This window comes from Nocardia sp. NPDC004278, assembly GCF_053602975.1.
The window spans coordinates 31,656-53,462 of record NZ_JBSGEQ010000048.1; the positions used below are offsets into that span (position 1 = coordinate 31,656).

General features: G+C 67.3%; 19 protein-coding genes. 1 reads left to right on the forward strand and 18 read right to left on the reverse strand.

Annotated features, from left to right (window positions below; all coding sequences use genetic code 11):
• Positions 1-63: 63 nt before the first annotated feature.
• The 18 genes from ACWEO2_RS39720 to ACWEO2_RS39805 form a co-directional block, all read right to left on the reverse strand.
• Positions 64-840 carry a cell division protein SepF gene (locus tag ACWEO2_RS39720; RefSeq protein ID WP_452410084.1) on the reverse strand — a complete coding sequence of 259 codons (777 nt, stop codon included), beginning with the start codon at positions 838-840 and terminating at the stop codon, positions 64-66.
• Between the two features lie 135 nt (positions 841-975).
• Positions 976-1,695 (reverse strand): YggS family pyridoxal phosphate-dependent enzyme, encoded by a 720-nt coding sequence (locus ACWEO2_RS39725; protein ID WP_452410094.1) that lies wholly within the window; start codon positions 1,693-1,695, stop codon positions 976-978.
• A gap of 62 nt (positions 1,696-1,757) precedes the next feature.
• A complete protein-coding gene (gene pgeF, locus ACWEO2_RS39730) occupies positions 1,758-2,468 on the reverse strand; it encodes a peptidoglycan editing factor PgeF (protein ID WP_452410095.1) in 711 nt (236 codons plus the stop codon).
• Positions 2,469-2,660: 192 nt separating this feature from the next.
• On the reverse strand, positions 2,661-3,899 hold the full coding sequence (ftsZ, locus tag ACWEO2_RS39735; RefSeq protein WP_354958024.1) for a cell division protein FtsZ: 1,239 nt from the start codon (positions 3,897-3,899) through the stop codon (positions 2,661-2,663).
• A 365-nt stretch (positions 3,900-4,264) separates the two neighbouring features.
• Positions 4,265-4,864, reverse strand: a complete 600-nt coding sequence (locus ACWEO2_RS39740) for a cell division protein FtsQ/DivIB (RefSeq protein ID WP_354958025.1) — start codon at positions 4,862-4,864, stop codon at positions 4,265-4,267.
• Between the two features lie 111 nt (positions 4,865-4,975).
• Positions 4,976-6,415, reverse strand: coding sequence for a UDP-N-acetylmuramate--L-alanine ligase (murC, locus tag ACWEO2_RS39745; RefSeq protein WP_355189000.1), 1,440 nt, complete (start codon positions 6,413-6,415; stop codon positions 4,976-4,978).
• Between the two features lie 95 nt (positions 6,416-6,510).
• Positions 6,511-7,629, reverse strand: coding sequence for an undecaprenyldiphospho-muramoylpentapeptide beta-N-acetylglucosaminyltransferase (murG, locus tag ACWEO2_RS39750; protein WP_452410096.1), 1,119 nt, complete (start codon positions 7,627-7,629; stop codon positions 6,511-6,513).
• On the reverse strand, positions 7,620-9,161 hold the full coding sequence (ftsW, locus tag ACWEO2_RS39755; protein WP_452410085.1) for a putative lipid II flippase FtsW: 1,542 nt from the start codon (positions 9,159-9,161) through the stop codon (positions 7,620-7,622). Before ftsW ends, murG begins: the two co-directional genes overlap by 10 nt.
• Positions 9,158-10,603, reverse strand: coding sequence for a UDP-N-acetylmuramoyl-L-alanine--D-glutamate ligase (murD, locus tag ACWEO2_RS39760; RefSeq protein WP_452410086.1), 1,446 nt, complete (start codon positions 10,601-10,603; stop codon positions 9,158-9,160). The genes ftsW and murD overlap by 4 nt, the downstream gene beginning before the upstream one ends.
• A 49-nt stretch (positions 10,604-10,652) precedes the next feature.
• Positions 10,653-11,729, reverse strand: a complete 1,077-nt coding sequence (gene mraY / locus ACWEO2_RS39765) for a phospho-N-acetylmuramoyl-pentapeptide-transferase (protein ID WP_354958028.1) — start codon at positions 11,727-11,729, stop codon at positions 10,653-10,655.
• On the reverse strand, positions 11,726-13,315 hold the full coding sequence (locus ACWEO2_RS39770; RefSeq protein WP_452410087.1) for a UDP-N-acetylmuramoyl-tripeptide--D-alanyl-D-alanine ligase: 1,590 nt from the start codon (positions 13,313-13,315) through the stop codon (positions 11,726-11,728). The genes mraY and ACWEO2_RS39770 overlap by 4 nt, the downstream gene beginning before the upstream one ends.
• On the reverse strand, positions 13,312-15,057 hold the full coding sequence (locus ACWEO2_RS39775; RefSeq protein WP_452410088.1) for a Mur ligase family protein: 1,746 nt from the start codon (positions 15,055-15,057) through the stop codon (positions 13,312-13,314). Before ACWEO2_RS39775 ends, ACWEO2_RS39770 begins: the two co-directional genes overlap by 4 nt.
• Before the next feature lie 114 nt (positions 15,058-15,171).
• Positions 15,172-17,079, reverse strand: a complete 1,908-nt coding sequence (locus ACWEO2_RS39780; protein WP_452410097.1) for a peptidoglycan D,D-transpeptidase FtsI family protein — start codon at positions 17,077-17,079, stop codon at positions 15,172-15,174.
• 2 nt (positions 17,080-17,081) lie between these two features.
• On the reverse strand, positions 17,082-17,885 hold the full coding sequence (locus ACWEO2_RS39785; protein WP_452410089.1) for a hypothetical protein: 804 nt from the start codon (positions 17,883-17,885) through the stop codon (positions 17,082-17,084).
• Positions 17,882-18,859: a 16S rRNA (cytosine(1402)-N(4))-methyltransferase RsmH gene (gene rsmH / locus ACWEO2_RS39790; RefSeq protein WP_452410090.1), complete on the reverse strand. Its 978-nt coding sequence runs from the start codon at positions 18,857-18,859 to the stop codon at positions 17,882-17,884. The genes ACWEO2_RS39785 and rsmH overlap by 4 nt, the downstream gene beginning before the upstream one ends.
• Before the next feature lie 216 nt (positions 18,860-19,075).
• A complete protein-coding gene (mraZ, locus tag ACWEO2_RS39795) occupies positions 19,076-19,507 on the reverse strand; it encodes a division/cell wall cluster transcriptional repressor MraZ (protein WP_330253784.1) in 432 nt (143 codons plus the stop codon).
• 448 nt (positions 19,508-19,955) lie between these two features.
• On the reverse strand, positions 19,956-20,378 hold the full coding sequence (locus ACWEO2_RS39800) for a DUF3040 domain-containing protein (RefSeq protein ID WP_452410091.1): 423 nt from the start codon (positions 20,376-20,378) through the stop codon (positions 19,956-19,958).
• A 122-nt stretch (positions 20,379-20,500) separates the two neighbouring features.
• On the reverse strand, positions 20,501-20,941 hold the full coding sequence (locus ACWEO2_RS39805; protein ID WP_355187261.1) for an SAV_6107 family HEPN domain-containing protein: 441 nt from the start codon (positions 20,939-20,941) through the stop codon (positions 20,501-20,503).
• Positions 20,942-21,112: 171 nt separating this feature from the next.
• On the opposite strand from ACWEO2_RS39805, the gene ACWEO2_RS39810 reads away from it, so the two are divergent.
• Positions 21,113-21,778: a GNAT family N-acetyltransferase gene (locus tag ACWEO2_RS39810; protein ID WP_452410092.1), complete on the forward strand. Its 666-nt coding sequence runs from the start codon at positions 21,113-21,115 to the stop codon at positions 21,776-21,778.
• The last annotated feature ends 29 nt before the right edge of the window (positions 21,779-21,807 follow it).

The following is a 21,807-nucleotide window of genomic DNA, read 5'->3' on the forward strand; positions in this document are numbered from 1 at the left end:
TCAGCCGCTTGAATAGGTCCGCCCCATACGCAACGGGTCTAACAGAACCCCCGAAGCACAACGCTATTTCTGGTTGTAGAAGCCGGTTTCGGCGATCCTGCGACGTTCTTCGGCGGAGACATCGACATCGGCCGGTGAGAGCAGGAACACTTTGGTCGCGACCTTGTCGAATGATCCACGCAGCGCGAAGGCCAGACCAGCGGCGAAGTCGACCAGGCGCTTCGCATCGGCGTTGCTCAGATCGACCAGGTCCATGATCACCGGATTGCCCTCGCGGAAACGCTCACCGATGATGCGGGCCTCGCTGTAGTCGCGCGGGCGCAGCGTCGTGATCTTGGACAAGGGACCTCCGTCCTCGAAGATCCCCGGCCGACGTGCGGGAGCGGGCTCGGGGCGCACGCGCTCCTCCATGCGCCGCTCCTCGGCCTCGGGATCGACGGCGAGCGCACCTCTGGTGGCTCCCCGCAGCATCGGCGCATTACCGCCCGCACGGAATCGGCTGGCGGCCGGTGCGGTATCGATCCTGGTGGGACGCGGCCGCGCGTCATAGCGGTCGTCCACATAGGGCTCGTCGACGTAATCGTCGCGCCGAGACATCGGATAGCCCGCCTTGTACGGCGACTTGTACGCGGGCTCAGGGTAATCCGGCTCATCGTCGTATCGGTCGTCGGCATAGCGGTCCGCGCCGTATCCGGCGCGCTCGGGGTAGTCACGGGGCCGGGGCCGACGGGAGCCACGCTCGTCCGCGCCGCGAGGGGCAGGTTCGGCGACGTAATCGTCTTCGTATTCCTCGAGCGGAACCATGCCGAAGTACGCCTTGAACTTGTGCAGCGTGCTCATGCCTGCACCTCGCTGTCGCGTTCGCTCATTTCGGTCGACCTTCCTTCGGCCCCGGTGGCGGCCGGGTGTTGAAGTCTTGCTCAGCCCTCTCCAGTCCCAGCATATGTGTCAAATGTGACTGATGAGGTTTCTTTGCTACGCCGAGGTTATCGGTCGGGCGCCCATCAAGGCGGTACCGACACGCACACAGGTCGAACCGTGTTCGATCGCCGATTCCAGATCGCTCGACATTCCGGCGGACAGTTCGATGGCGTCGGGATGATTCGCGCGTACCACCTCGTGCAAAGTTGCCAGGCGTGCAAAAGCATCGTCCGGCGTGGCGTCGAGCGGGGGGATCGCCATCAGGCCCGCGAGCTGCAGTCCCGCCGCGGCGCCCACCCGATCCGTCAGTGCCACAAGATCTTCGGGGGCGACGCCACCGCGGCCGGGATTCTCGTCCAGGCTCACCTGGACCAGAACTCGAACAGGTTCACTGCGCTCTCCGGCGTCCAGTGCGGCCCGTGCCGCGGTGTCAAGGGCCGTTGCCAGACGTTCGCTGTCAACCGAGTGCACGGTGTGCGCCCAGCGCGCGACGGTGCGCGCCTTGTTGCGCTGCAGTCGACCGATCATGTGCCAGCGCGCATCTGCCAGCGCGGCCAGCTCCGCGACCTTGGCGGTGGCCTCCTGCTCCCTGGACTCGCCGAATTCCCTGCAGCCCAAGCGGTACAGGATCGCGACGTCACTGGCGGGAAAGAACTTCGTCACCGGCAGCATCCGCACCGAACCCGGATCACGCCCGGCCGCATGACAAGCCGCTCCGATCCGCTTGTTCAGTTCGGCGAGGTTCGCCGCCAATTCGGCGGTCCGACCATCCATCTTCTCGGCCGCAACGGATTCCGGCGCCGCGGATGCGTCGATCGTTCGCTCGCTGCGCTCGCTCATGCGTCCGCCTGCATCCAGATCACCCCGGCCATGCGGCCGGTCGGCGCGCCGCGGCGATGACTGAACAAGGTCTTGTCCTCGATTGTGCACCGCGGGTCGACGGCGACCCCGCCGATTCCGGCCTCGGTGAGTTGGCGCCGAATTCCGGCGCGCAGGTCGAGGCCGGGAGTGCCGCGCACGGTTGTGGTGGCGCTGCCGGGCAGATGCGCCTCGACATCGGCGCGCATCGCGGCGGGCACCTCGTACTGTCTGCCCGATGCGGCCGGACCGAGGAAGGCACCGATGCGCTCGAGGCGAGCGCCGACCGAAACCATCGCATCCAGTACCCGCGGCACAATGCCGATGCGCGCCCCGATCCGACCGGCGTGCACCGCCGCGATCACGCCCGCCTCATCATCGGATAGCAGAACCGGTACACAGTCCGCGGTGAGCACCACCAGCGCCAGACCGGGCACCGCGGTCACCAGTGCGTCGGTGGCCGGCACCGGCGCATCCCGTGGCCCATCGATGATTTCGACATTGCGCCCGTGGATCTGTTCCATCCACACGAGCCGATCCGGCGTGAGGCCGATCCCCTCGGCCAGCCGATCCCGGTTCCGTTGCACGGTCGCCGGGTCGTCCCCCACGTGATCCCCGAGATTGAACGAATCGTACGGCGGCGCCGAGAAACCGCCCGCCCTCGTAGTGGTCACCCGTCGAACGGTCAAAGTCGGCGCTGCTCCCCCGCCTCCCTGGAACTTTTGCCGGTCGTCGGGCGCGTCGAGGGCGCCGTCGCGGGCCGACGGTCGTGTGCTTGGCTGGGTGCTGGTCGTGCCCGACGAGTTACCCATGTACGTACGAGATCTGTTGCGTGGGCATACCGCCCAGTGTGCCAGTCCGGCCTATCGATTGCTCATGACCTACCGACGCATGAACGAAGGCACATCGACGTCGTCATCGTCATCGGAATCGGGCGGTTCGATATGCGAGCGCGAGTTGTGTGCCACCGTCGGCTCGGCCAGTGTCCGGGGTCGCTCGGTATCACGGTAGCTCGGCGCCGCGCCCCGGGTGGAGCTGGTTTGACCTGCGGCGGAAGCGGTTTCGGTACGCGCGGACGCGGCAATCTCGCTGGTCCTGCTGCTTGGACCGATCTCACCGGCCCGGCCCGACCCGATCGCGCCGCGGCCCGCCTCGAAGGTGCGCCGGGCCGGGCCGCCGCCGTCGAAACCGGCGGCGATCACCGTGACGCGAACCTCATCGCCGAGCGAATCGTCGATGACGGTACCGAAGATGATATTGGCCTCGATATGCGCGGCCTCCTGCACCAGCGAGGCGGCCTCATTGATTTCGAACAGACCCAGATCCGAACCGCCCGCGATCGAGAGCAGCACGCCGTGCGCACCATCCATCGATGCCTCGAGCAGTGGCGAATTGATCGCCGACTCGGCGGCCTTGACCGAACGGCCCTCACCGCGCGCCGAGCCGATACCCATCAAAGCGCTACCCGCACCGGACATCACGCTCTTCACATCGGCGAAGTCGACGTTGATCAGACCGGGGGTGGTGATCAGATCGGTAATGCCCTGCACACCGTTGAGCAGTACCTCGTCCGCGGAACGGAAGGCATCCATCAGGCTGACCGCGGCGTCACCGAGCTGCAGCAGCCGATCGTTCGGAATGACGATGAGCGTGTCGCAGGATTCGCGCAGCAGGTTGATGCCCACTTCGGCCTGGTTGCCCCGCCGCTTGCCCTCGAAGGAGAACGGCCTGGTCACCACGCCGATGGTGAGGGCGCCGAGCTTGCGCGCGATGCTGGCCACGACGGGCGCGCCACCGGTACCGGTGCCACCGCCCTCGCCCGCGGTGACGAAGACCATGTCGGCGCCCTTGAGCACCTCTTCGATCTCGTCCTTGTGATCCTCGGCGGCCTTGCGGCCGACCTCCGGGTCGGCACCGGCGCCGAGACCGCGCGTGAGCTCACGGCCGACGTCGAGTTTGACGTCGGCATCGCTCATCAGCAGCGCCTGCGCGTCGGTGTTGACCGCGATGAACTCGACTCCCTTGAGTCCCTGTTCGATCATCCGGTTGACGGCATTCACGCCGCCGCCGCCGATACCGACGACCTTGATCACAGCAAGGTAGTTGTGCGGGGGCGTCATGGGCTCTCGCCTTCCTTCGATCTAAAGTCTGTCGTTTTCGGATTCTCGACATTCAGCCCGTGGAAACCCCGGTTGTTTTGCTCCGGCAGTTTCGCGAGGTGCGCCACTGCCCGAGCAAACCCTAAACCTCAACCATAGGGTTAGCGTTATGTCAAGTATCCGACTGCTGCGGAACGCTATTCGCAGCCGCCGCGATAGGCGTGCAGGCGCGCCGAAACGACTGACAGAATCTTGTGTGATCCCTCTCGTCTCGCCGCACGACACGTCGTATCGTGGACGGTTGCCCCCGAACCCCCGGTCTCGCTGGCCTGTTCCCACTGCGGTCACAGTTCCATCGAAAATCCCCTGGGCACAATGGGTATCGATCACTTTACCGTGACCAGATTCGGACTCGAAACATCGAACACCGTTCCATCGCGGGTCAACAACGGCATTACCACTGCCGCCTTGCGTTCCGCGTCATTGGTTCCACCCCACAGTACCGTGCGACCATCGCGCAGGTTCAGTGAAATATTCGAAATCGACCGCGCGACAACCTCGTCCACCTGAATGACCAGCGCCGCAGGCAGCACCGACAATACCGAGACCGCCGCGCGGGTCACCGGATCGCCGCCGCCGGGATCGGCGGTATCGAGCTTCGGCACACCGATCGGCGGTTCGTCGATTGCGAACTCGACACTGTCCGCATCCATCAGATGCGCGCCCTGCGGGCTGTCCCAGAACAATACGGGCGTGCGCTCCACTACCGTCACCTTGACCTTGGACGGAAATACCCGTTGCACCCGCGCGCTGCGCACCTTCGGAATGCTCACCACCCGCTGGGCCATCGCATCGGTATCGATGCGCAACATCGAGCGCCCAGAGGGGATCTCGAGTTTGTCGCGCACCTGTTGTTCGGGCACCGTGACCAATCCGTCGATCTCCACGGTGCTCACCGACAGCACCGGGGTGAACCAAGCCAGCACCGCGAGAACTGTAACGACGCACACGGCGAGCAAACTCCCCAGTCGGAAGCGGCCGGAACGACTCAGCCGGGCCCACTGTTCGAACCAGTCACCCGCGATTCGCACCGACGGTCACCGGCCGTATTGCGGACGCGCTCGCAGGCCGTCGAGGATCTGGCTGCCCAGCATCGTCACATCGCCGGCGCCCATGGTGATCACGACATCACCGGGCAGTGCGAGTCCGGCGACCTGGCGGCCGACCCGCGACATATCCGGCTGGTAGTGCACAGGTTTGGTGACGGCCTGGGCGACCAGTGCGCCGTTGACGCCCGGCAGCGGCTTCTCCCGCGCGCCATAGACATCCAGCACAACGACTTCGTCGGCCAGGCTCAACGCCGCACCGAAATCCTGGGCGAAGGTGGCGGTGCGACTGTAGAGGTGCGGCTGGAACACCACGATGACCCGGCCCTGCCGAGAGCGGGCGCCGTCGCGGGCCTCCTGCTGCACCAACTCGGCGGCGGCGCCGAGCACCGCGCGCACCTCGGTCGGGTGGTGGGCGTAATCGTCGAAGACCCGCACGCCGTTTTCCCGGCCCGCGAATTGGAATCGGCGATGCACACCGCCGAAACCCTCCAGCCCCTGGACGATTTCGTCCACATCGGCACCCGCGGCACGCGCAGCGAGCAGCGCCGCCAGCGCGTTGAGTGCCATATGCCGACCGGGTACCGACAGTCGCAGCGTGCGCGGGGCCGCCTCGTCGGCGAGTTGGAATTGCGCGAGTCCGCCGACATCGCGCGGCTCCCAGCTGTGCAGTCGCACCCCGACCGGCACCGGCGCGTCGGGCAGTTCACCCGAGCCGTAGCCGAGCACCCGGACATTCTTCTGCGCCAAGCGCGGACCGATCCGCTCGGCCAGCGCGCGGGAACCGGGATCGTCCAGACACACCACCAGCAGGCCGCCCGGGGCGAGGCGATCGGCGAAATCGTCGAAGACCTGGACATAGGCCTCATCGGTACCGAAGAAGTCCAGGTGATCGGATTCGATATTGGTGACCACCGCGACATCCGGGTCGTATTGCAGCAATGACCCATCGCTCTCATCGGCCTCGGCGACGAAGATCTCACCGGTGCCGTGGTGGGCATTGGTGCCCGCCTCATTGAGTTCACCGCCGACGGCGAAGGACGGATCGAATCCACAGTGCTGCAACGACACGATCAGCATCGAGGTGGTGGAGGTCTTGCCGTGCGTACCGGAGACCAGCAGGGTTCGGTGCCCCTGCATCAGGGATGCGAGCACGGCGGGGCGCAGCAGCACCGGAATATCGCGCCGATTCGCCTCGACCAGTTCGGGATTGGTCTTCGGGATGGCGGCGTAGGTGGTGACCACCGCGGTCGGGCCACCGGGCAGCAGATCGAGGGCGCTGGCGTCGTGACCGATGCGCACCTGGGCGCCGCGGGCCCGCAACGCGAGTACACCGCGGCTCTCCTTGGCGTCCGAACCGGAGACCGAGCCGCCGCGCGAGAGCAGGATGCGGGCGATTCCGGACATTCCGGCACCGCCGATCCCGACCATGTGCACGCGCGCCAATTCGGGCGGCAAAGCCGAGCGCGCCTCGTCGGCGGCACCGGACTCGATCGCCCCGGATTCGGTGGCCTCGGCACCCGTGGTCACCGGCCGCTCACCTCCACGACAATGCGCGCCAGCTCGTCGGCGGCATCGCGATGCCCGGCGCCTGCGGCGGACAGGCCCATCTGGATCAGCCGTGCGCGGTCGGTCAGCAGCGGTATCACCTCGTCGATCACGTATTTCGGGGTCAGCTCGGCATCGGGGACGATTCTGCCACCCCCTTGGCGGACGATCGGCCTGGCATTGAGTTCCTGCTCACCGTTGCCGTGCGGCAGCGGCACATAGAACGCGGGCAGGCCGACCGCCGACACTTCGGCGACGGTCATCGCGCCGGAGCGGCAGACGACCGCGTCCGCGGCGGCATAGGCCAAGTCCATTCGGGAAAGATACGGCACGGCGAGATAGCGCACCCCTCCTTCACCCGATTCCTGCACTTCGAGGGTGTTCTTGGGGCCGTGCGCATGCAATACCGAAACACCCGCGGCGGCCAGCTGTGCCGCCGCGCCGGAGACCGCGTTGTTCAATGACACCGCGCCCTGGGATCCGCCGAAGACCAGCAGCACCGGCCCCTCGGCGGGCAGGCCGAAGTGCGCGCGGGCCTCGGCCCGCAGTGCGGCCCGGTCCAGTGCCGTAATGGAGCCGCGCACCGGAATGCCGATGACCTCGGCGTTGACGAGCCCGGAATCGGGTACGGCGGCGAACACTCGGGCGGCGCGCCTGGCGCCGACCTTATTGGCGATGCCCGCCTTGGCATTCGCCTCGTGCACCACCACCGGCACCGCGCGCCTGCGCCCCGACAAGCCCCGGCCCGCGGCGAGGTAGGCGGGCAGCGCGACATAGCCGCCGAAGCCGACGATCACATCGGCCCCGACCGCATCGATGACCGCTCGGGTCCTGGCCACCGAGGCGCGCACCCGACCGGGCAGGCGCAGCAGATCCGCGGTCGGCTTGCGCGGCAACGGAACCGGCGGGATCAACTCGAGCGGATAGCCGCGCTCGGGCACCAGTTTGGTCTCGAGTCCGCGTTCGGTGCCGAGTGCGGTGACCCGGATCGAATCGTCGAGTCGCTTCAGTGCGTCGGCGACGGCCAGCGCGGGCTCGATATGGCCCGCGGTGCCACCGCCAGCGACGATCACCGACAGTGGGTCACTCACCTGGATCTTCCCCGATCTCTCGCATGGTTTATCGGATAGCTCGGCTCCCACGCCCTGGTCGCCCGCAGGGAACTCGTCCCCCGGCTCTCCGGCACGCGGCGGCGCCCCGGGTCGGCTTGCGGCCGTCGGCTCGGCGGCAGTGCCGCCCGCGCCCGCTCGGCCTTGGCCCGCTCGGCCCGCGCCCGCTGTTCGGCGGCCTTGGCCTTGGCCGCGGCCGTGCGCGCCCGCGCCGCATCCGCCTTCGCCGGTGAGTACACCTCCGGCTTGGGCAGCCGCAGCAGTCGGCTGAATCGGCCGTCCTGTCCGGCCTGCAGCGCCGCGATCGCCTCGGGCTCATGTCTGGCCGCATTGGCGATGATGCCGAACATGAACAGCGTAATCGCCAGCGACGAGCCGCCCGCCGAGACCAGCGGCAGCTGCAGCCCGGTCACCGGGAGCAAGTTGACCACATAGCCGATATTGATCAGCGCCTGACCGGTGATCCAGGTCGTCGCGGTCGCGGTGAGCAGCCGCAGGAACGGATCGACCGAGCGGCTCGCAATCCGCAGGCCGGTGTAGACGAACAGCGCGAACAGCCCCAAAACCAGTGCGCAGCCGAGGAAGCCGAGTTCCTCGCCGATGATGGCGAAGATGAAGTCGTTATGCGCATTCGGCAGGTACTGCCATTTGGCCCGGCTCTGCCCGAGACCACGGCCCCAGATTCCGCCATCGGCCAGTGAGTACAACGCTTGGCGCGCTTGGTAATTTATGCCCTGCGGATCGTCGCCCGGATTGAAGAACGCGCGCATGCGGTCCGAGCGGTAGCCCGCGGACAGCGCGAGTACGCCCGCGGCGATAACACCCGAGATCGCGATGGTGACGAACAGTCGCACCGGCAGCCCGCCGAACCACAGCAGCGCGGCCAGCACGATGCCGAGCGCGATCGTGGTCGACAGATTCGGCTCGAGCACCACGAGCAGGCACACCAGCAGACCGGCGGGTACCAGCGGCACCAGGATTTCCTTGAGGCTCGCCTGTTCGGAGCGACGCGAGGCGAGCAGATGCGCACCCCATACCACCAGGGTCACCTTGACGATCTCCGAGGGCTGCACCGAGATCGGGCCGAGGAAGAACCAGCGCCGCGCGCCCTGTACCTGCGAGCCGATGCCCGGGATCAGGACCAGCACGAGCGCCAGCACCGAGATCGCGAACAGCGGAAACGACCACTGCCGTAACCGCCGCAGCGAAATCCGCAGCGCGAGATAGAACAGCACCGCACCGATCGCGGCGAACATGGCCTGCTGGATGAACAGCGAATACGCCGAGCCACCAACGACATACGCCTCGACGCTCGACGCCGAGAGCACCATGACCAAGCCGAGCACGGTGAGCAGCGTCGCGATCGTGACGACGAGATGGAAGGACGCTAGCGGGCGCGCCAGCCAGGCGCCGAATTTGGTGGCGGCCAGCCGATTCCGCCGCGGTGTCCGATCGGCGGCGCTCCCGGAACCCTCCGTGGTCACGCTCCGCTGCCGTCTCCGCCGCGGGGTCTCGGTCATAGTTGCCGCCCGATGTCACCGTCTTCCAGGGCGGCCACCGCGGCGGCGAAGCTGCGACCGCGGTGGGTGTAGTCGGCGAACATATCCAAGGAGGCCGCGGCCGGGGCCAATAGCACGGTGTCACCGCGACGGGCGAGCCCGGCCGCGGCGCGAACGGCACGCACCATAACGGCGTCGGCGCTCGCGGCATCATCGGTCCCAGCGTCACCCATGCCTGCATGGTCTCCCGCGTGGACCTCGATGACCGGTACCTCAGGCGCGTGTCGCGCCAAAGCGGCCGCGATCACCGGCGCGTCGGCGCCGAGCAGTACGGCGGCGGCGAGCCGGTCGGCGATCTCCTCGACCAGATCCTCGACCGAGGCACCCTTCAATTGCCCACCGGCAATCCAGACCACCTGCGGGTGGCCGAGAATCGATGAGCGTGCGGCATGCGGGTTGGTGGCCTTGGAGTCATCGATGAATTCGACCCCGGCCAGCTCACGGACGAATGCGGACCGATGCGGACCGACCTTGTGCTCGATGAGACCTTCGCGCACGAACTGCGGTGCGATATCGATGGCCCTGGTCAGCGCGGCGGCCGCGAGCGCGTTGGCGACACCGGCGGGTCCCTTGGGGCTGATATCGCCGACTTCGGCGAGGATCGCGGCCTTGGTGAAGGCGCGGTCGAGCAGTTTGCCGTCCACGACACCGAGTTCGCCGTCGGCGGGCACGCCGATCCGGAAGCCGACCGTCCGGCGCGCCCTACTGCGCCGGGCCAGCGAGGCGGCCACCGGATCGTCGAGTCCGACGACACCGACGCGGCCGTACAGCGCCCTGGACTTGGCGGCGGCATAGGCATCGAGGCCGCCGTGCCAGTCCAGATGGTCCTCGGCCACATTCAGCACCACACCGGCCTCGGGCCGCACCGAAGGCGCCCAATGCAATTGGAACGAGGACAGTTCGACCGCGAGCACCTGCGGACCGGGATTGCGCCGCAACGCGTCCAGAATCGGCAGCCCGATATTGCCGCAGGCGACACTGGCGACTCCCGCCGCGCGCAGGATCGAATGCACCATCGAGGTGGTGGTGGTCTTGCCATTGGTTCCGGTCACCACCAGCCATTTACGGACCGGACCGTAGATTCTGGCCTGATCGACCCACCAGGCGAATTCGACATCGCCCCAGACCGGGGTGCCCTCGGTCACCGCCGCGGCCAGCACCGGTGAATCCGGTCGCCAGCCCGGACTGGTGATGACCAGCGCGAACCGGCTCCAGTCCGCGGATTCCAGTTCGGCACAGGTCGCGATGTCGAGGCCGAGCCCGGCCGCCTCTGCCAGTGCGGCCGCGCCGCCGTCGGTGACCACCGGGTGCGCGCCGATATCGCGCAGCGGTTCGATCAGCGAGCGACCCGAGACACCCCATCCGGCCACCAGAACGTCACGGCCGCGCAGGAATTCGAGCATGGGCCCCGGTGTCCGCAGGGCCCTCGGAGAATGTTCGACCATCGCTACTTCACCCGACCGCTGAGAGATATTCGCTATAGAACAGGCCGAGTCCGACCGCCGACGCCATGGCCGCCAGTAGCCAGAACCGGATGATCACCGTAGTCTCGGCCCATTTGCTGAGTTCGAAGTGATGGTGGAACGGCGCCATCTTGAATAGCCGGTTGCGGGTAGTGCGGTACACCGCGACCTGCAGCACCACCGAGGCGGTCTCGGCGACGAACAGCGCGCCGATCACAACCATCAGCAATTCCGTCCGGGTGGTGATCGAGAGTCCGGCGAGCATGCCGCCGAGGGCCAGCGAACCGGTATCGCCCATGAAGATCTTGGCCGGTGCGGCATTCCACCACAGGAAGCCCACACACGCAGCGGCGGCCGAGGCACATACCAGCGCCAGATCCAGCGGATCGCGCACGTTGTAGCAGCCCGCCTCCGGAATCGTCGCGCAGGCATTGCGGTACTGCCAGAACGTGATGATCACGTAGGCGCCGAGCACCAGGCTCATCGAACCCGCCGCCAGACCATCCAGGCCGTCGGTCAGGTTCACCGCATTCGACCAGGCGACGACCAGCAGGCAGACCCAGCACAGGAAGATGATCACGCCCATCGATACCGTGGTGATATCGCGGACGTAGGACAGATGCTTACTCGCCGGAGTCAACCCGTTGCCGCCGCGGAACTGCAGGGCGAGCACGCCGAAAATGACCGCGGCGCTGATCTGACCGATGTACTTGCCCGCGGCCGACAGCCCCAGATTGCGCTGCTTGCGCAGCTTGATGAAGTCGTCGAGGAAGCCGACCACACCGAGTGCGGTGGTCAGCCCGAGCACCAGAATGCCCGATGCGGACGGCCCGTCGGCGTCGTAGCCGATGCCGATCAGATGTGAGCCGAGGTAACCCGCCCACATGCCGACCAGGATGGCCACACCACCCATGGTCGGGGTGCCGCGCTTGGCCTGATGACTGGCCGGACCGTCGACCCGGATCTCCTGGCCGAAGCCCTGCCTGGCGAAGATCCGTATCAACAGCGGCGTCAACAGGATGGAGACCGCAAGCGCGATCCCCGCCGCGAACAGAATCTGCCTCATCCAAGCGCCTCCGTGCTACCCCTAGTTCCCGCACGCTCCGCGCCGGTCAAATGTTCGGCGACCGCCCACAGGCCGACCGCCTTGGACGCTTTGACCAGCACCACATCGCCCGACTCGACCTCGCTGTCGAGCAGCGCGATGGCCGCGCCGATATCGGGCACGAGGATCGACTCCTCGCCCCAAGAGCCTTCCATTACCGCACCCTGATGCATCGCGTGGGATGGCCTTCCGGTGCCGACCACGATCAGTCGGGAGACATCCAGACGCACTGCGAGGCGGCCGATCCGGTCGTGTTCGATGACAGATTCCTCGCCCAGTTCGCCCATTTCGCCGAGCACGGCCCAGCTGCGGCGCGGAGTGCCGCCCGCGCGGGACATGGTCACCAGGGCCTTGAGGGCAGCGCGCACCGAATCCGGATTGGCGTTATAGGAATCGTTGACCACGGTGATGCCGTCGGCGGTGGTCCGCACATCCATGCGACGCGCCGATGCGGCGTGCGCACCGGCCAGCGCCCGCGCAACGGTTTCGAGGTCGGCGCCGCATTCGAGCGCGACCGCCGCCGCGGCCAGTGCGTTGCCGACCTGGTGCTCGCCGTGTACGGCCAATTGCACCGCAATGCTGCCCTTGCCGGTGTGCAGCGTGAAACCCGCGCGGGCCTCGGCGTCTAGTTGGACGTCGGTGGCCCGGATTTCGGCGTTCGCCGCCTGGCCGACCGTTACCACGCGGGCATTCGTGCGCGCGGCCATCGCGGCCACCTGCGGATCGTCGGCGTTGAGCACGGCGAGTCCGGTCGGCGGCAGCGCCTCGACGAGTTCGCCCTTGGTTTGCGCAATGGCCTCGCGGCTGCCGAATTCGCCGAGATGGGCGGTGCCGACATTGAGCACAACGCCGATCTTCGGCGGTGCGACCCGCGCAAGTGCGGCGATATGTCCGGGGCCGCGTGCGGACAGTTCCAGTACCAGGAAGCGGGTGTCGGCATCGGCGCGCAGCGCGGTCCACGGATGGCCGAGTTCATTGTTGAACGATCCGGGCGGGGCGACGACCGGCCCCAGCGGCGCGAGTACGGCCGCGAGCAGATCCTTGGTCGAGGTTTTGCCCGAAGAGCCGGTCACCCCTACGACGGTGAGTCCACCTGCCGCGGTGTCCGATCGGCCGCCCGCGCGGTGCCCTCCGTGGTCAGGCTCCGCTACCGCCTCCGGGCGCGTCGCTCCCGCGGCGGCAAGACGTTCGACACTCACTCGGGCGAGCGTAGCGAGCGCGGCCAGCACCGCGGCCCCCGACCCATCCGAATCACCGGCCAGCGCAACGGATTTCGCGGGCACGGTGCCCGGACTCGGGGTCACCACGATGGCGGGCACGCCCACCGGACGGGCCGCGAGCACCGCGACCGCACCAGCGTCGATCGCCGCCTTCGCATAGTCGTGGCCGTCGGCGTACTCGCCGGGCAGGGCCAGGAACAGATCACCGGCACCGATTCGGCGCGAATCGAATTCGACCGAACCCGTTACCGTCGCCGCCGGGTCGGGGGCGTCGTGCAGCGTGCCACCGACGGCCTCCGCGATCTCCCGCAGTGTCATCTCGATCATGAAACCGTCAAGTCCTCCGCGTCCGACCCCTGCGGACTCTGCTCAGTGTTGCCGTCCTGCGTCGTCTCGTCGCCACGCAGGCCCCGCTGCCGTCGTTCCAACGCCGCCGCGAGCACCTCGCGGTCATCGAACGGATGCTTCACACCCTGGATCTCCTGCCCGGCCTCATGGCCCTTACCCGCCACCAGCACCACGTCACCGGGACCAGCCCAGTCGACGGCGGCGGCGATGGCCGCGGCCCGGTCCCCGATTTCGCGCAACTCACCGCGTTCGGCCTGCACAACCGCGAGCGCGCCCGCGCGCACTGCGGCGCGGATCGCCGCCGGATCCTCGGTGCGCGGATTGTCATCGGTGATGATCAACAGATCGGCCCCACGCGCACCGGCGGCACCCATCAGAGCTCGTTTGCCCGCATCCCGGTCACCACCCGCGCCGACGACCACGGCCAACCGACCGGCAGTACCGGCGGTATCCGAGGTGCCGCGCTCGCGGTGCCCTGCGTGCGCGTGCATTCCTGCTTGCGGGGTATCGCCGTGACGGCCCGCACCGGGTGCCTCTGGGCCCGTCGCGCCCGCCGCGGTGAGATGTTCGCGCAACGTTGCGATCACCGACTCCACCGCGGCGGGTTTATGCGCGTAGTCGACGATCGCCAGGAAATCCTGCCCCCGCTCGACCCGCTGCATCCGGCCCGGCACGTCGACGGTGGCCAGCGCGGGTGCGGCGACGGCGGGATCGGCTCCCGCGGCCGCGCACACCGCGACCGCCAGCAGTCCGTTGGCGACGTTGTAGCGGCCCGGAAGTCGCAGGCGCACATCGACATTCGTATCCGGTCCGGCGACGCTGAACTCCTGCTCGCCGCCGTGCGCGATTACCTCGCCGGTGAGCTGCCAGGTGCCGGAACCGGTGGTGGATACGGTGATCGGGTCCGCGAGGTCCGCAGCCAGGCGCTGTCCCCACTCATCATCGACGCAGATGACAGCGGTGCGCGCAGCGACCGGCGACGCCGCTTCGAAAAGCCTGCGCTTGGCGGCGAAGTAGTCCTCGAAGTCGGCATGGAAGTCCAGGTGGTCCTGCGAGAGATTGGTGAACGCGCCCACCGTGAAGCGCACCCCGTCCACCCGGCCCAGCGCGAGCGCGTGACTGGAGACCTCCATCACCACCGCGTCCACACCCTGCTCGACCATCAGCGCGAATATCGCGTGCAGCTGCGGCGCCTCGGGCGTGGTCAACGCGCTCGGCACCCGGCGACCGCCGATTCTGGTCTCGATGGTGCCGATCAGCGCCGTGGAAAGGCCCGCGGCCGCCAATCCGGCCTCCACCAGATATGCGGTGGTGGTCTTGCCGGAGGTGCCGGTAATGCCGACTATGCGCAGCCGTTGCGACGGATTGCCGTAGAGCTCGCCCGACAGCTCGCCGAGCACCAACCTCGGCTGCTCACGGACCAGCACCGGTACCTCGAGTTCGCCGATCAGTTCGGCACCCGCCGGATCGGTGAACACTGCGACGGCGCCCCGCTCGACGGCGTCGCGCGCGAACCGGGCCCCGTGTGACTGCGCGCCGGGCAGCGCGGCGAACAGATCACCGGGCAGCACCGCATTCGAGCGCTGCTCGATGCCGGTGACCTGGATCTGCGAGAGATCCGCGCGCGACGAGCTGGCACCGGTCAGTGCCAGCACGGTGGACAACGACGTCGACCTCGGGTGGGTCGGCCGGAGCGCGTGCTGGCTGGACTGCGCGGGCACAGGGCTCCTCTCGGGAATCGACACGGATAAGGGCTGAGTTGATCATTGGGAAGGCAGGGAACGTCGAGTCAGGTTACCGACGTCGGCTCACGGCCGGACAACGTGGCTCCAATCTTATGAAGCCTGCAGAACGAATCGTCGGGAAGGCTCGGGCGAGGGCGGGATCCGGTCACGCTGCAACGCCCAGGAGGCGATGTTGTGGAACAGGGGCGCCACCGACCCGCCGCCGCTGCCGTCGGAGCTGCGAATCGGCGCGTCGAGCATCAGGCCGATGACATAGCGCGGATTGTCCGCGGGCGCCATGCCGGCGAAGGTGATGTAGAACGACGAGGTCGAATAGCAGTGGCAGCTCGGGTCGACCTTCTGCGCGGTGCCGGTCTTACCCGCCACCTGGTAGCCATCGATCGCCGCTGGCGAACCGGTGCCCATCTGCACGCCCATCGGATCGCGCTGCACGACCGCCTGGAACATGGTGCGCAGCGTCGCCGCGGTCTGCGCGCTGACCACCCGCACGCCTTCGGGCTGCGGCTCCTCGGTACGGGTGCCGTCCGGCGCGGTCTTGGCCTTGACGATGCGCGGCGGAATCCGCACGCCGCCATTGGCGATGGCCTGATACATCCCGGTCATCTGCAGGGTGGTCATCGAAAGGCCCTGTCCGATGGGCAGATTCGCGAAGGTACCGCCGGACCACTGGTCGCGCGCCGGTACCTGCCCCGGACTCTCGCCCGGCAGCCCGACACCGGTGCGCTGACCGAGACCGAACCGGTTGACCATATCCGCGAACCGGTCCTCTCCGACCCGCTGTGCCAGCATCAGCGTGCCGACATTGGAGGACTTACCGAATATGCCGGTGGTGGTATACGACGCGGTGCCGTGCTCCCAGGCATCATGCACGGTGACACCCGCCATTCGGATCTCACCCGGAACCTGCACCACCTCATCCGGGTTGGTCAATCCGTATTCGATGGCCGCGGCCGCGGTCACGATCTTGTTGACCGAGCCGGGTTCGAACGGATCCTGCACGGAGGGGTTCTGCATCTCGGCATTGCCCCAATGCTGTGGTCCCAGTGCGGGGTTGAAGGTGTTGTCATTCGACATCGCCAGCACCTGGCCGGTCTTTGCGTCGAGCACGACGGCCGACGCGGCGTTCGCACCGGACATCTCCTTGGCCTGCTGGACCTGCTGCTGCACGTAGTACTGCAGATCCGAATCCAGGGTCAACTCGACGCCATAGCCGTTCACCGCGGGCTGCTTATCGCGCCAGCTGCCGGGAATGACCGCACCATCGGATCCGCGGTCGTAGGTGTGCGAGCCGTCGGTGCCCGCCAGCAGCGAGTCCAGCGACGATTCCAACCCCATTTGGCCGTGTCCGTCCCAGCCGGTGGTGCCGAGCACATTGGCGGCCAGTGATCCGCCCGGATATTCGCGCACATCCTGGCGTTCGGCGCCCACCTCGGGATAGAGCACGGTGATATCGGAGGCGATGCGCGGATCGACATTGCGGGCGAGGTAGACGAAGGGGGTGTCGCTCTTCATCTTGTCGAGCAGTGCGGCTTCGGCGGGCGCGTCCTTGCCGAGTTTGTCGTGAATGGCCTTCGCGATGGCCTTCAGCCGGTCCTCCGGATCCGGTGCCTTGGCCGATTTGGCCTTCGCATCGGCGAGTTGTTTGCGCACCACCACCGGCTGGAAGTTCAGCGCCTGCGCGCTCAGCGTGAAGGCAAGGGACTTGCCATTGCGGTCGGTGATCGGGCCGCGAGTCGCCGTATCGATCTTGCGGGTGGTGCGCTGGTCGGCCGCCTGCGCGGACAGGCTCGGCGCGGAAATACTCTGCACCCAGAGCAATTGGAGTGCCACGACCGCCAGCGCGACCAGCATGATCACCCGGCCGACACCGAGGCGCAGGCGCAGCGGCCGGTTGTCTGCTGCCGTCCGTGGTCTGGAGGCGCTGGTCGCCCGTGCTGAACCCGCCTTGGACGCCGTGGGCCCGCGGCGCTGGCGCGACGCGGGCCGGGTCTGGCGCATGGTCATCTGGCGCCCCCGTCCGGGGCGGATTGCTCGGGTTGCACCGCTTCCGCCTGGGTTGCCACGGGCTGCGGTGTCTCCACCGGGGTTTGCGCGACCGGGCTCGGCGTCGGCAGCGGAGTGGCCGGTGTCGGACTCGGCTGCGAACTCCCCGGCACAGCAACGGCATTCGCCTGACCGGTGTTCGCGGGCTGACCGGTGGTCGGCTGGGCAGTCTGCGGCGGCGGCGTGAGCGTCACCGGAATCACCCGCTCGCCGCGCGCCTGCGCGTTATTGGCCGGCGTGGTGGTGGGCGCGCTCGGCGAGGGGTTCAGCGGCGGCACCGGCGCCCCCTGGGCGGGCGTCGGCTTGCCGATCACCGTCACGCCGCCGTCCGGTCCAACCACCAGGCGGGCCGGATCCTTGGCCGGGATCATGCCGAGTTCGCGGGCCCGCGCTGCGAGTTCGGGCGCGGAATCGGCGGCCTCCACCTCCCGCTGCAGTGCCGCCCGTTCGTCGGCCAGCTTGCGATTGGTCGCCCTGGCGTCGCCGAGCTGATAGCTGTCCTCCGCCGAGCGGGTGGTGAGCAGCAGGGTGAGCGCGAGGCCGCAGCCGAGCATCGCAATGATGGCCGCCACGAACGGAATTCGCCCGGCCATCGCCGAGGCGCGCTGCTTCGGCAGCTCCTGGTGATCCCCCGACTGTTCCGCGCGCATCCGGCGCTTGGCGTAGGCCCGTTGTGCAGCACCCGATTTCACCCGCTCGGCGGCCTGAACTCGGCGGGCGATCCGGCCCGGCGCCTCAGCGGTACGCGTGCGCACACTCATCCTGTCCCCTCCTCGATTCGCTCTGCCGCGCGCATCCGCACGGGAGCCGCCCTCGGGTTCTCTTCGATCTCTTGTTCCGTCGCCTTCTCGGCCCCGCGGGTCAGTAGCCTGAATTCCGGTCCCATACCGGGCAATTCGACCGGCAGGTCGACCGGTGTCCGTGATGTGGTCCGCGCCGACAGCTCCTGTTTGACCACCCGATCCTCGAGCGACTGATACGACATGACCACAATCCGGCCGCCGATCCGCAGCGAGTCGAGTGCGGCGGGCAATGCGGCCCGCAACGAATCCAATTCGCCGTTGACCTCCACCCGCAGCGCCTGGAAGGTCCGCTTGGCCGGATGACCGCCGGTCCGCCTGGTCGCGGCCGGAATTGTCGCGTAAAGCAATTCGACGAGTTCGGCACTGGTGGTGAACGGCTTCTGCTGCCGACGGCGCACCACCGCGGCGGCGATCTTGCCCGCGAAGCGTTCCTCGCCATAGGTTTTCAACACGCGCGCCAAATCGCCGTGGCTGTAGGTATTGAGCACATCCGCGGCGGTGATGCCGGTGGTCGGGTCCATCCGCATATCCAGCGGCGCGTCGACGGAATAGGCGAATCCGCGCTCGGCCTCGTCGAGTTGCATCGAGGAAACACCGAGATCCATCAGGATGGCGCTCACCGAACCGGTGGTCGGCAGTCCGGCCTGCGTCAGCGCGACGGCGATTCCGTCATATCGGATGTGTACCAAGGTGATTCGATCCGCGAACGGGGCAAGTCGTGCACCCGCCAGCGCCAGTGCGTTGGTATCCCGGTCGAGCCCGACAAGACGAATGTTCGGATACGTCCGTAGGAAATGTTCGGCGTGGCCGCCCAAACCCAGTGTCGCGTCTACATAGACGGCGCCGGGTTCGGACAATGCCGGGCCGAGCAGCGCATCTGCCCGCTGGAGCAGAACCGGAACATGGCGAGGGCCGTCCTGTTCACGGTTCACCTCGTCCTCCCGGAATCGTGCCTCGCGTCGTTGCGCACCGAGCCGTGCCAATGGGTCGCTCGTTACGCCCGCTCACGGGTCGCCTTGTTAGACAGCTGCTTTGGAAAATACGAATGCCGCGGGGTCTCTGACCGGAGCCTCGGCACCTGGCGTCGGGGAAGTACGTCAGGGTCCGCGCGTCCGGGCAGAGGCCGCGTGGCACTCGTTCGCTCAGGGCTAGAAGATGCCGCCCAGCGACTCGTCTCTCGCTTCGGCGTAGTCCTCCTCGTGCTCGGCGAGGTAGGACTCCCACGCCTGCTTATCCCATATTTCGAGGAAGTCGACCGATCCGATCACCACGCAGTCCCGCGAAAGGTTCGCGTAGCGACGATGATCGGCCGACAACACGATCCGGCCTTGGGCGTCCGGACGCTGTTCATCCGTTCCGGCCGCGAGTGCCCGGACGAACGCGCGCGCCTGCGGATTACTTCGAGAAGCCGCCGCGGCTCGCCGAGCGAGCGCGGTGAACTCTTCCTTGGGATATACGGCAAGGCTGTGGTCCTGACCCTTCGTGACCATCAACCCTCCCGCCAGATCGTCTCGAAACTTCGCAGGCAACGTCAGTCGCCCCTTGTCATCCAACCGAGGTGTGTAGGTACCGAGAAACATCCCGCTACCTCCTGGATGAACCCCGCCGCGCGGGGAGCACGATCACCTCGGATGTATGCCCTTCCTCTAGTGCGCGCTCCACATTACCCCACTTTCCCCCACTTTCAATCGAAACTCAGGGTGATCTGGCTCCCCGCGTCATCGATTACGCAGGTCATCCCAGCTATCACGGTGGTGGAGAACTTTTTCCGTGTTCTGGCGACACGCGCCACACGGCGAAACGATCGCCCGACAACAACCAGCAAACGCCCTGGTGCACCCCATTCCGGCCGATCACGGGCGGCCGCGCGGGTGGATGGTGGGGCATGGTGGGGGTAGATCGTGGGGCGTTGTGGGGAACCGCTCGCGAAGATCACCCAGCAGCCGGATGGCTCACGCATGCGAATGCGCCGCCGCACCCTTTCGGTGCGGCGGCGCATTCGATATGTAGATGTCGGCTACGAGCGCGCTACTCCTGATCGAAGCGGCGACGGAACCGATCCTCCATGCGTTCGGAGAAACCACCGGACTTGCGCTGTCGCCCACGTCCGCTCGATCCGCCGCTCGCGCCACCGGATTGGGCATTGCCCGACCGGCCGCCCTTGGCGATGCCCTTGGAGCTGCCGAGCAGCAACAGCACGCCTGCGGCGAACATCACGATGAATCCGATCAGGCTGATGATCGGAAAGTCGCCGAGCTTCACCGGAGCGGCGATCCCAGCGACCAGTAGAAACAGACCAAGGACGAACAGGGCCGCGGCCTGGAGTCTGCGGCGACTCGAGGTCGAGCGAAGGCGTCCGCCGCGGACGGACGACGCGAACTTCGGATCCTCAGCATAGAGCGCGCTCTCGATCTGTTCGAGCATGCGCTGCTCGTGCTCGGAGAGTGGCACGGTACCTCCCCCGGCACTAGGACGTGGCTGTCGCCTCCGGGTAGGCGACAGATAGCCAAGGTCGGCTATCTGCCACCAATGATACGAGTTCGATCAGTGCCGTACCACCTACTCGCCGATAACTAAGCGGTCATGCCGCCCGACCACCCCGGCGCGGGGCGCAAACGAGCACCGGCATTCAGCAGATCTTCGACGTCGTGTAGGAATGCGCCCACCCGCGAATAGAACTCGTCGGCCTGCTGATCATCGATGTTGCGATCCAACCCCGCCTCCAGCGCCGCCCTGATCTCCGAATGGGCACTGAAGTAGTCGGCCCACATGACGAATTCGGGCGCAGCGCGCTGCAGCAGTACCCACGCGTTGCGCGAACGCGCCCGGGGCGCGCCGTCCGCCCCGGTATACGCCAGCACCGCACCGGCACCGCGCAACGCGGCGAGATACGCGGTCCGGAAACGTTCGCGCGGGTCGCGCTCCCCCGCCGCCTGCATCAGCAAGCCATCCGCCCGCTGCAGCAGCTTGCCTGCCTTGCCGGGTTGCCCCGGGTGTTCGATCCGACCAGACATCAGCCGTCCCTCCGAGTTCGTTCAGAGTCGTTCAGCGCCGCTCACCTGGCCTATCCTGTGCGCGAACGCCGAGTTCCCAGCACCGCGCGGATCGAACAGGTATTCGAACGTTTGAATTGAGATTGAATATAGGGACACCCACCGACAACTTTCCGCGGACCGACGAGAGCCATGACCGCCGTCAAGCCCAAACACACCCCCGCCAACGCACCCGTCGTCATCGATCTCCCGATCACGGCGCTACGCTCCCGGCTGCACGATGCACTGGCGGTGTACGTCGCGGCGATGGAATATCCGCACGGCACCGAACACCATCGAGCGCCGATGTGGACCGAGCACACCACCCGGCCCGGCTGGCAGGCCGTTGCCGCCGTCATCCCCGATGATTCCGGGCAGATCGACCTGCGGACCGCGCCGATCGTGGCCATCGCCTACGGCTATCGCGGCGCCGCCCACCAGTGGTGGCATCAGCAGGTGCACAGCGGGATGCGCCGCTCGGGCTGGCCGGAACACTCTGCGCGCGAACTGCTTTCGGACTATTTCGAACTGACCGAGCTGCACGTGCATCCCTCGGCACAGGGCCGGGGCATCGGCGGTGCGCTGCTGACGAGGCTGCTCGCGAACCGCACCGAGAGCGCGGTGCTGCTGTCCACACCGGAGGTGGAACGCGAGGCCAATCGCGCCTGGCGGCTGTATCGACGACTCGGATTCACCGATGTGATCCGGAATTTCGTCTTCGCGGGGGATACCAGGCCGTTCGCGATTCTCGGGTCGAAGAGGTCTGTCGTGTCCACGACTCCGAGCGTAGCCGAGGATAGTTGCGATGGGGATAGTTGACATGAGGAATATCTCTGGTCTAAGTTGTT

Bases quoted from the DNA above. Each gene is read 5' to 3' on its own strand.
- murD (WP_452410086.1), bottom strand. From the start codon at position 10,603: ATGCTCGAATTCCTGCGCGGCCGTGACGTTCTGGTGGCCGGATGGGGT.
- ACWEO2_RS39770 (WP_452410087.1), bottom strand. From the start codon at position 13,315: ATGATCGAGATGACACTGCGGGAGATCGCGGAGGCCGTCGGTGGCACG.
- ACWEO2_RS39780 (WP_452410097.1), bottom strand. From the start codon at position 17,079: ATGCGCCAGACCCGGCCCGCGTCGCGCCAGCGCCGCGGGCCCACGGCG.
- ACWEO2_RS39720 (WP_452410084.1), bottom strand. From the start codon at position 840: ATGAGCACGCTGCACAAGTTCAAGGCGTACTTCGGCATGGTTCCGCTC.
- ACWEO2_RS39805 (WP_355187261.1), bottom strand. From the start codon at position 20,941: ATGTCTGGTCGGATCGAACACCCGGGGCAACCCGGCAAGGCAGGCAAG.
- ACWEO2_RS39725 (WP_452410094.1), bottom strand. From the start codon at position 1,695: ATGGATGGTCGGACCGCCGAATTGGCGGCGAACCTCGCCGAACTGAAC.
- mraY (WP_354958028.1), bottom strand. From the start codon at position 11,729: ATGAGGCAGATTCTGTTCGCGGCGGGGATCGCGCTTGCGGTCTCCATC.
- ftsZ (WP_354958024.1), bottom strand. From the start codon at position 3,899: ATGACGCCCCCGCACAACTACCTTGCTGTGATCAAGGTCGTCGGTATC.
- ACWEO2_RS39810 (WP_452410092.1), top strand. From the start codon at position 21,113: ATGACCGCCGTCAAGCCCAAACACACCCCCGCCAACGCACCCGTCGTC.
- murC (WP_355189000.1), bottom strand. From the start codon at position 6,415: ATGGTCGGGATCGGCGGTGCCGGAATGTCCGGAATCGCCCGCATCCTG.
- mraZ (WP_330253784.1), bottom strand. From the start codon at position 19,507: ATGTTTCTCGGTACCTACACACCTCGGTTGGATGACAAGGGGCGACTG.
- ACWEO2_RS39785 (WP_452410089.1), bottom strand. From the start codon at position 17,885: ATGAGTGTGCGCACGCGTACCGCTGAGGCGCCGGGCCGGATCGCCCGC.
- ftsW (WP_452410085.1), bottom strand. From the start codon at position 9,161: ATGACCGAGACCCCGCGGCGGAGACGGCAGCGGAGCGTGACCACGGAG.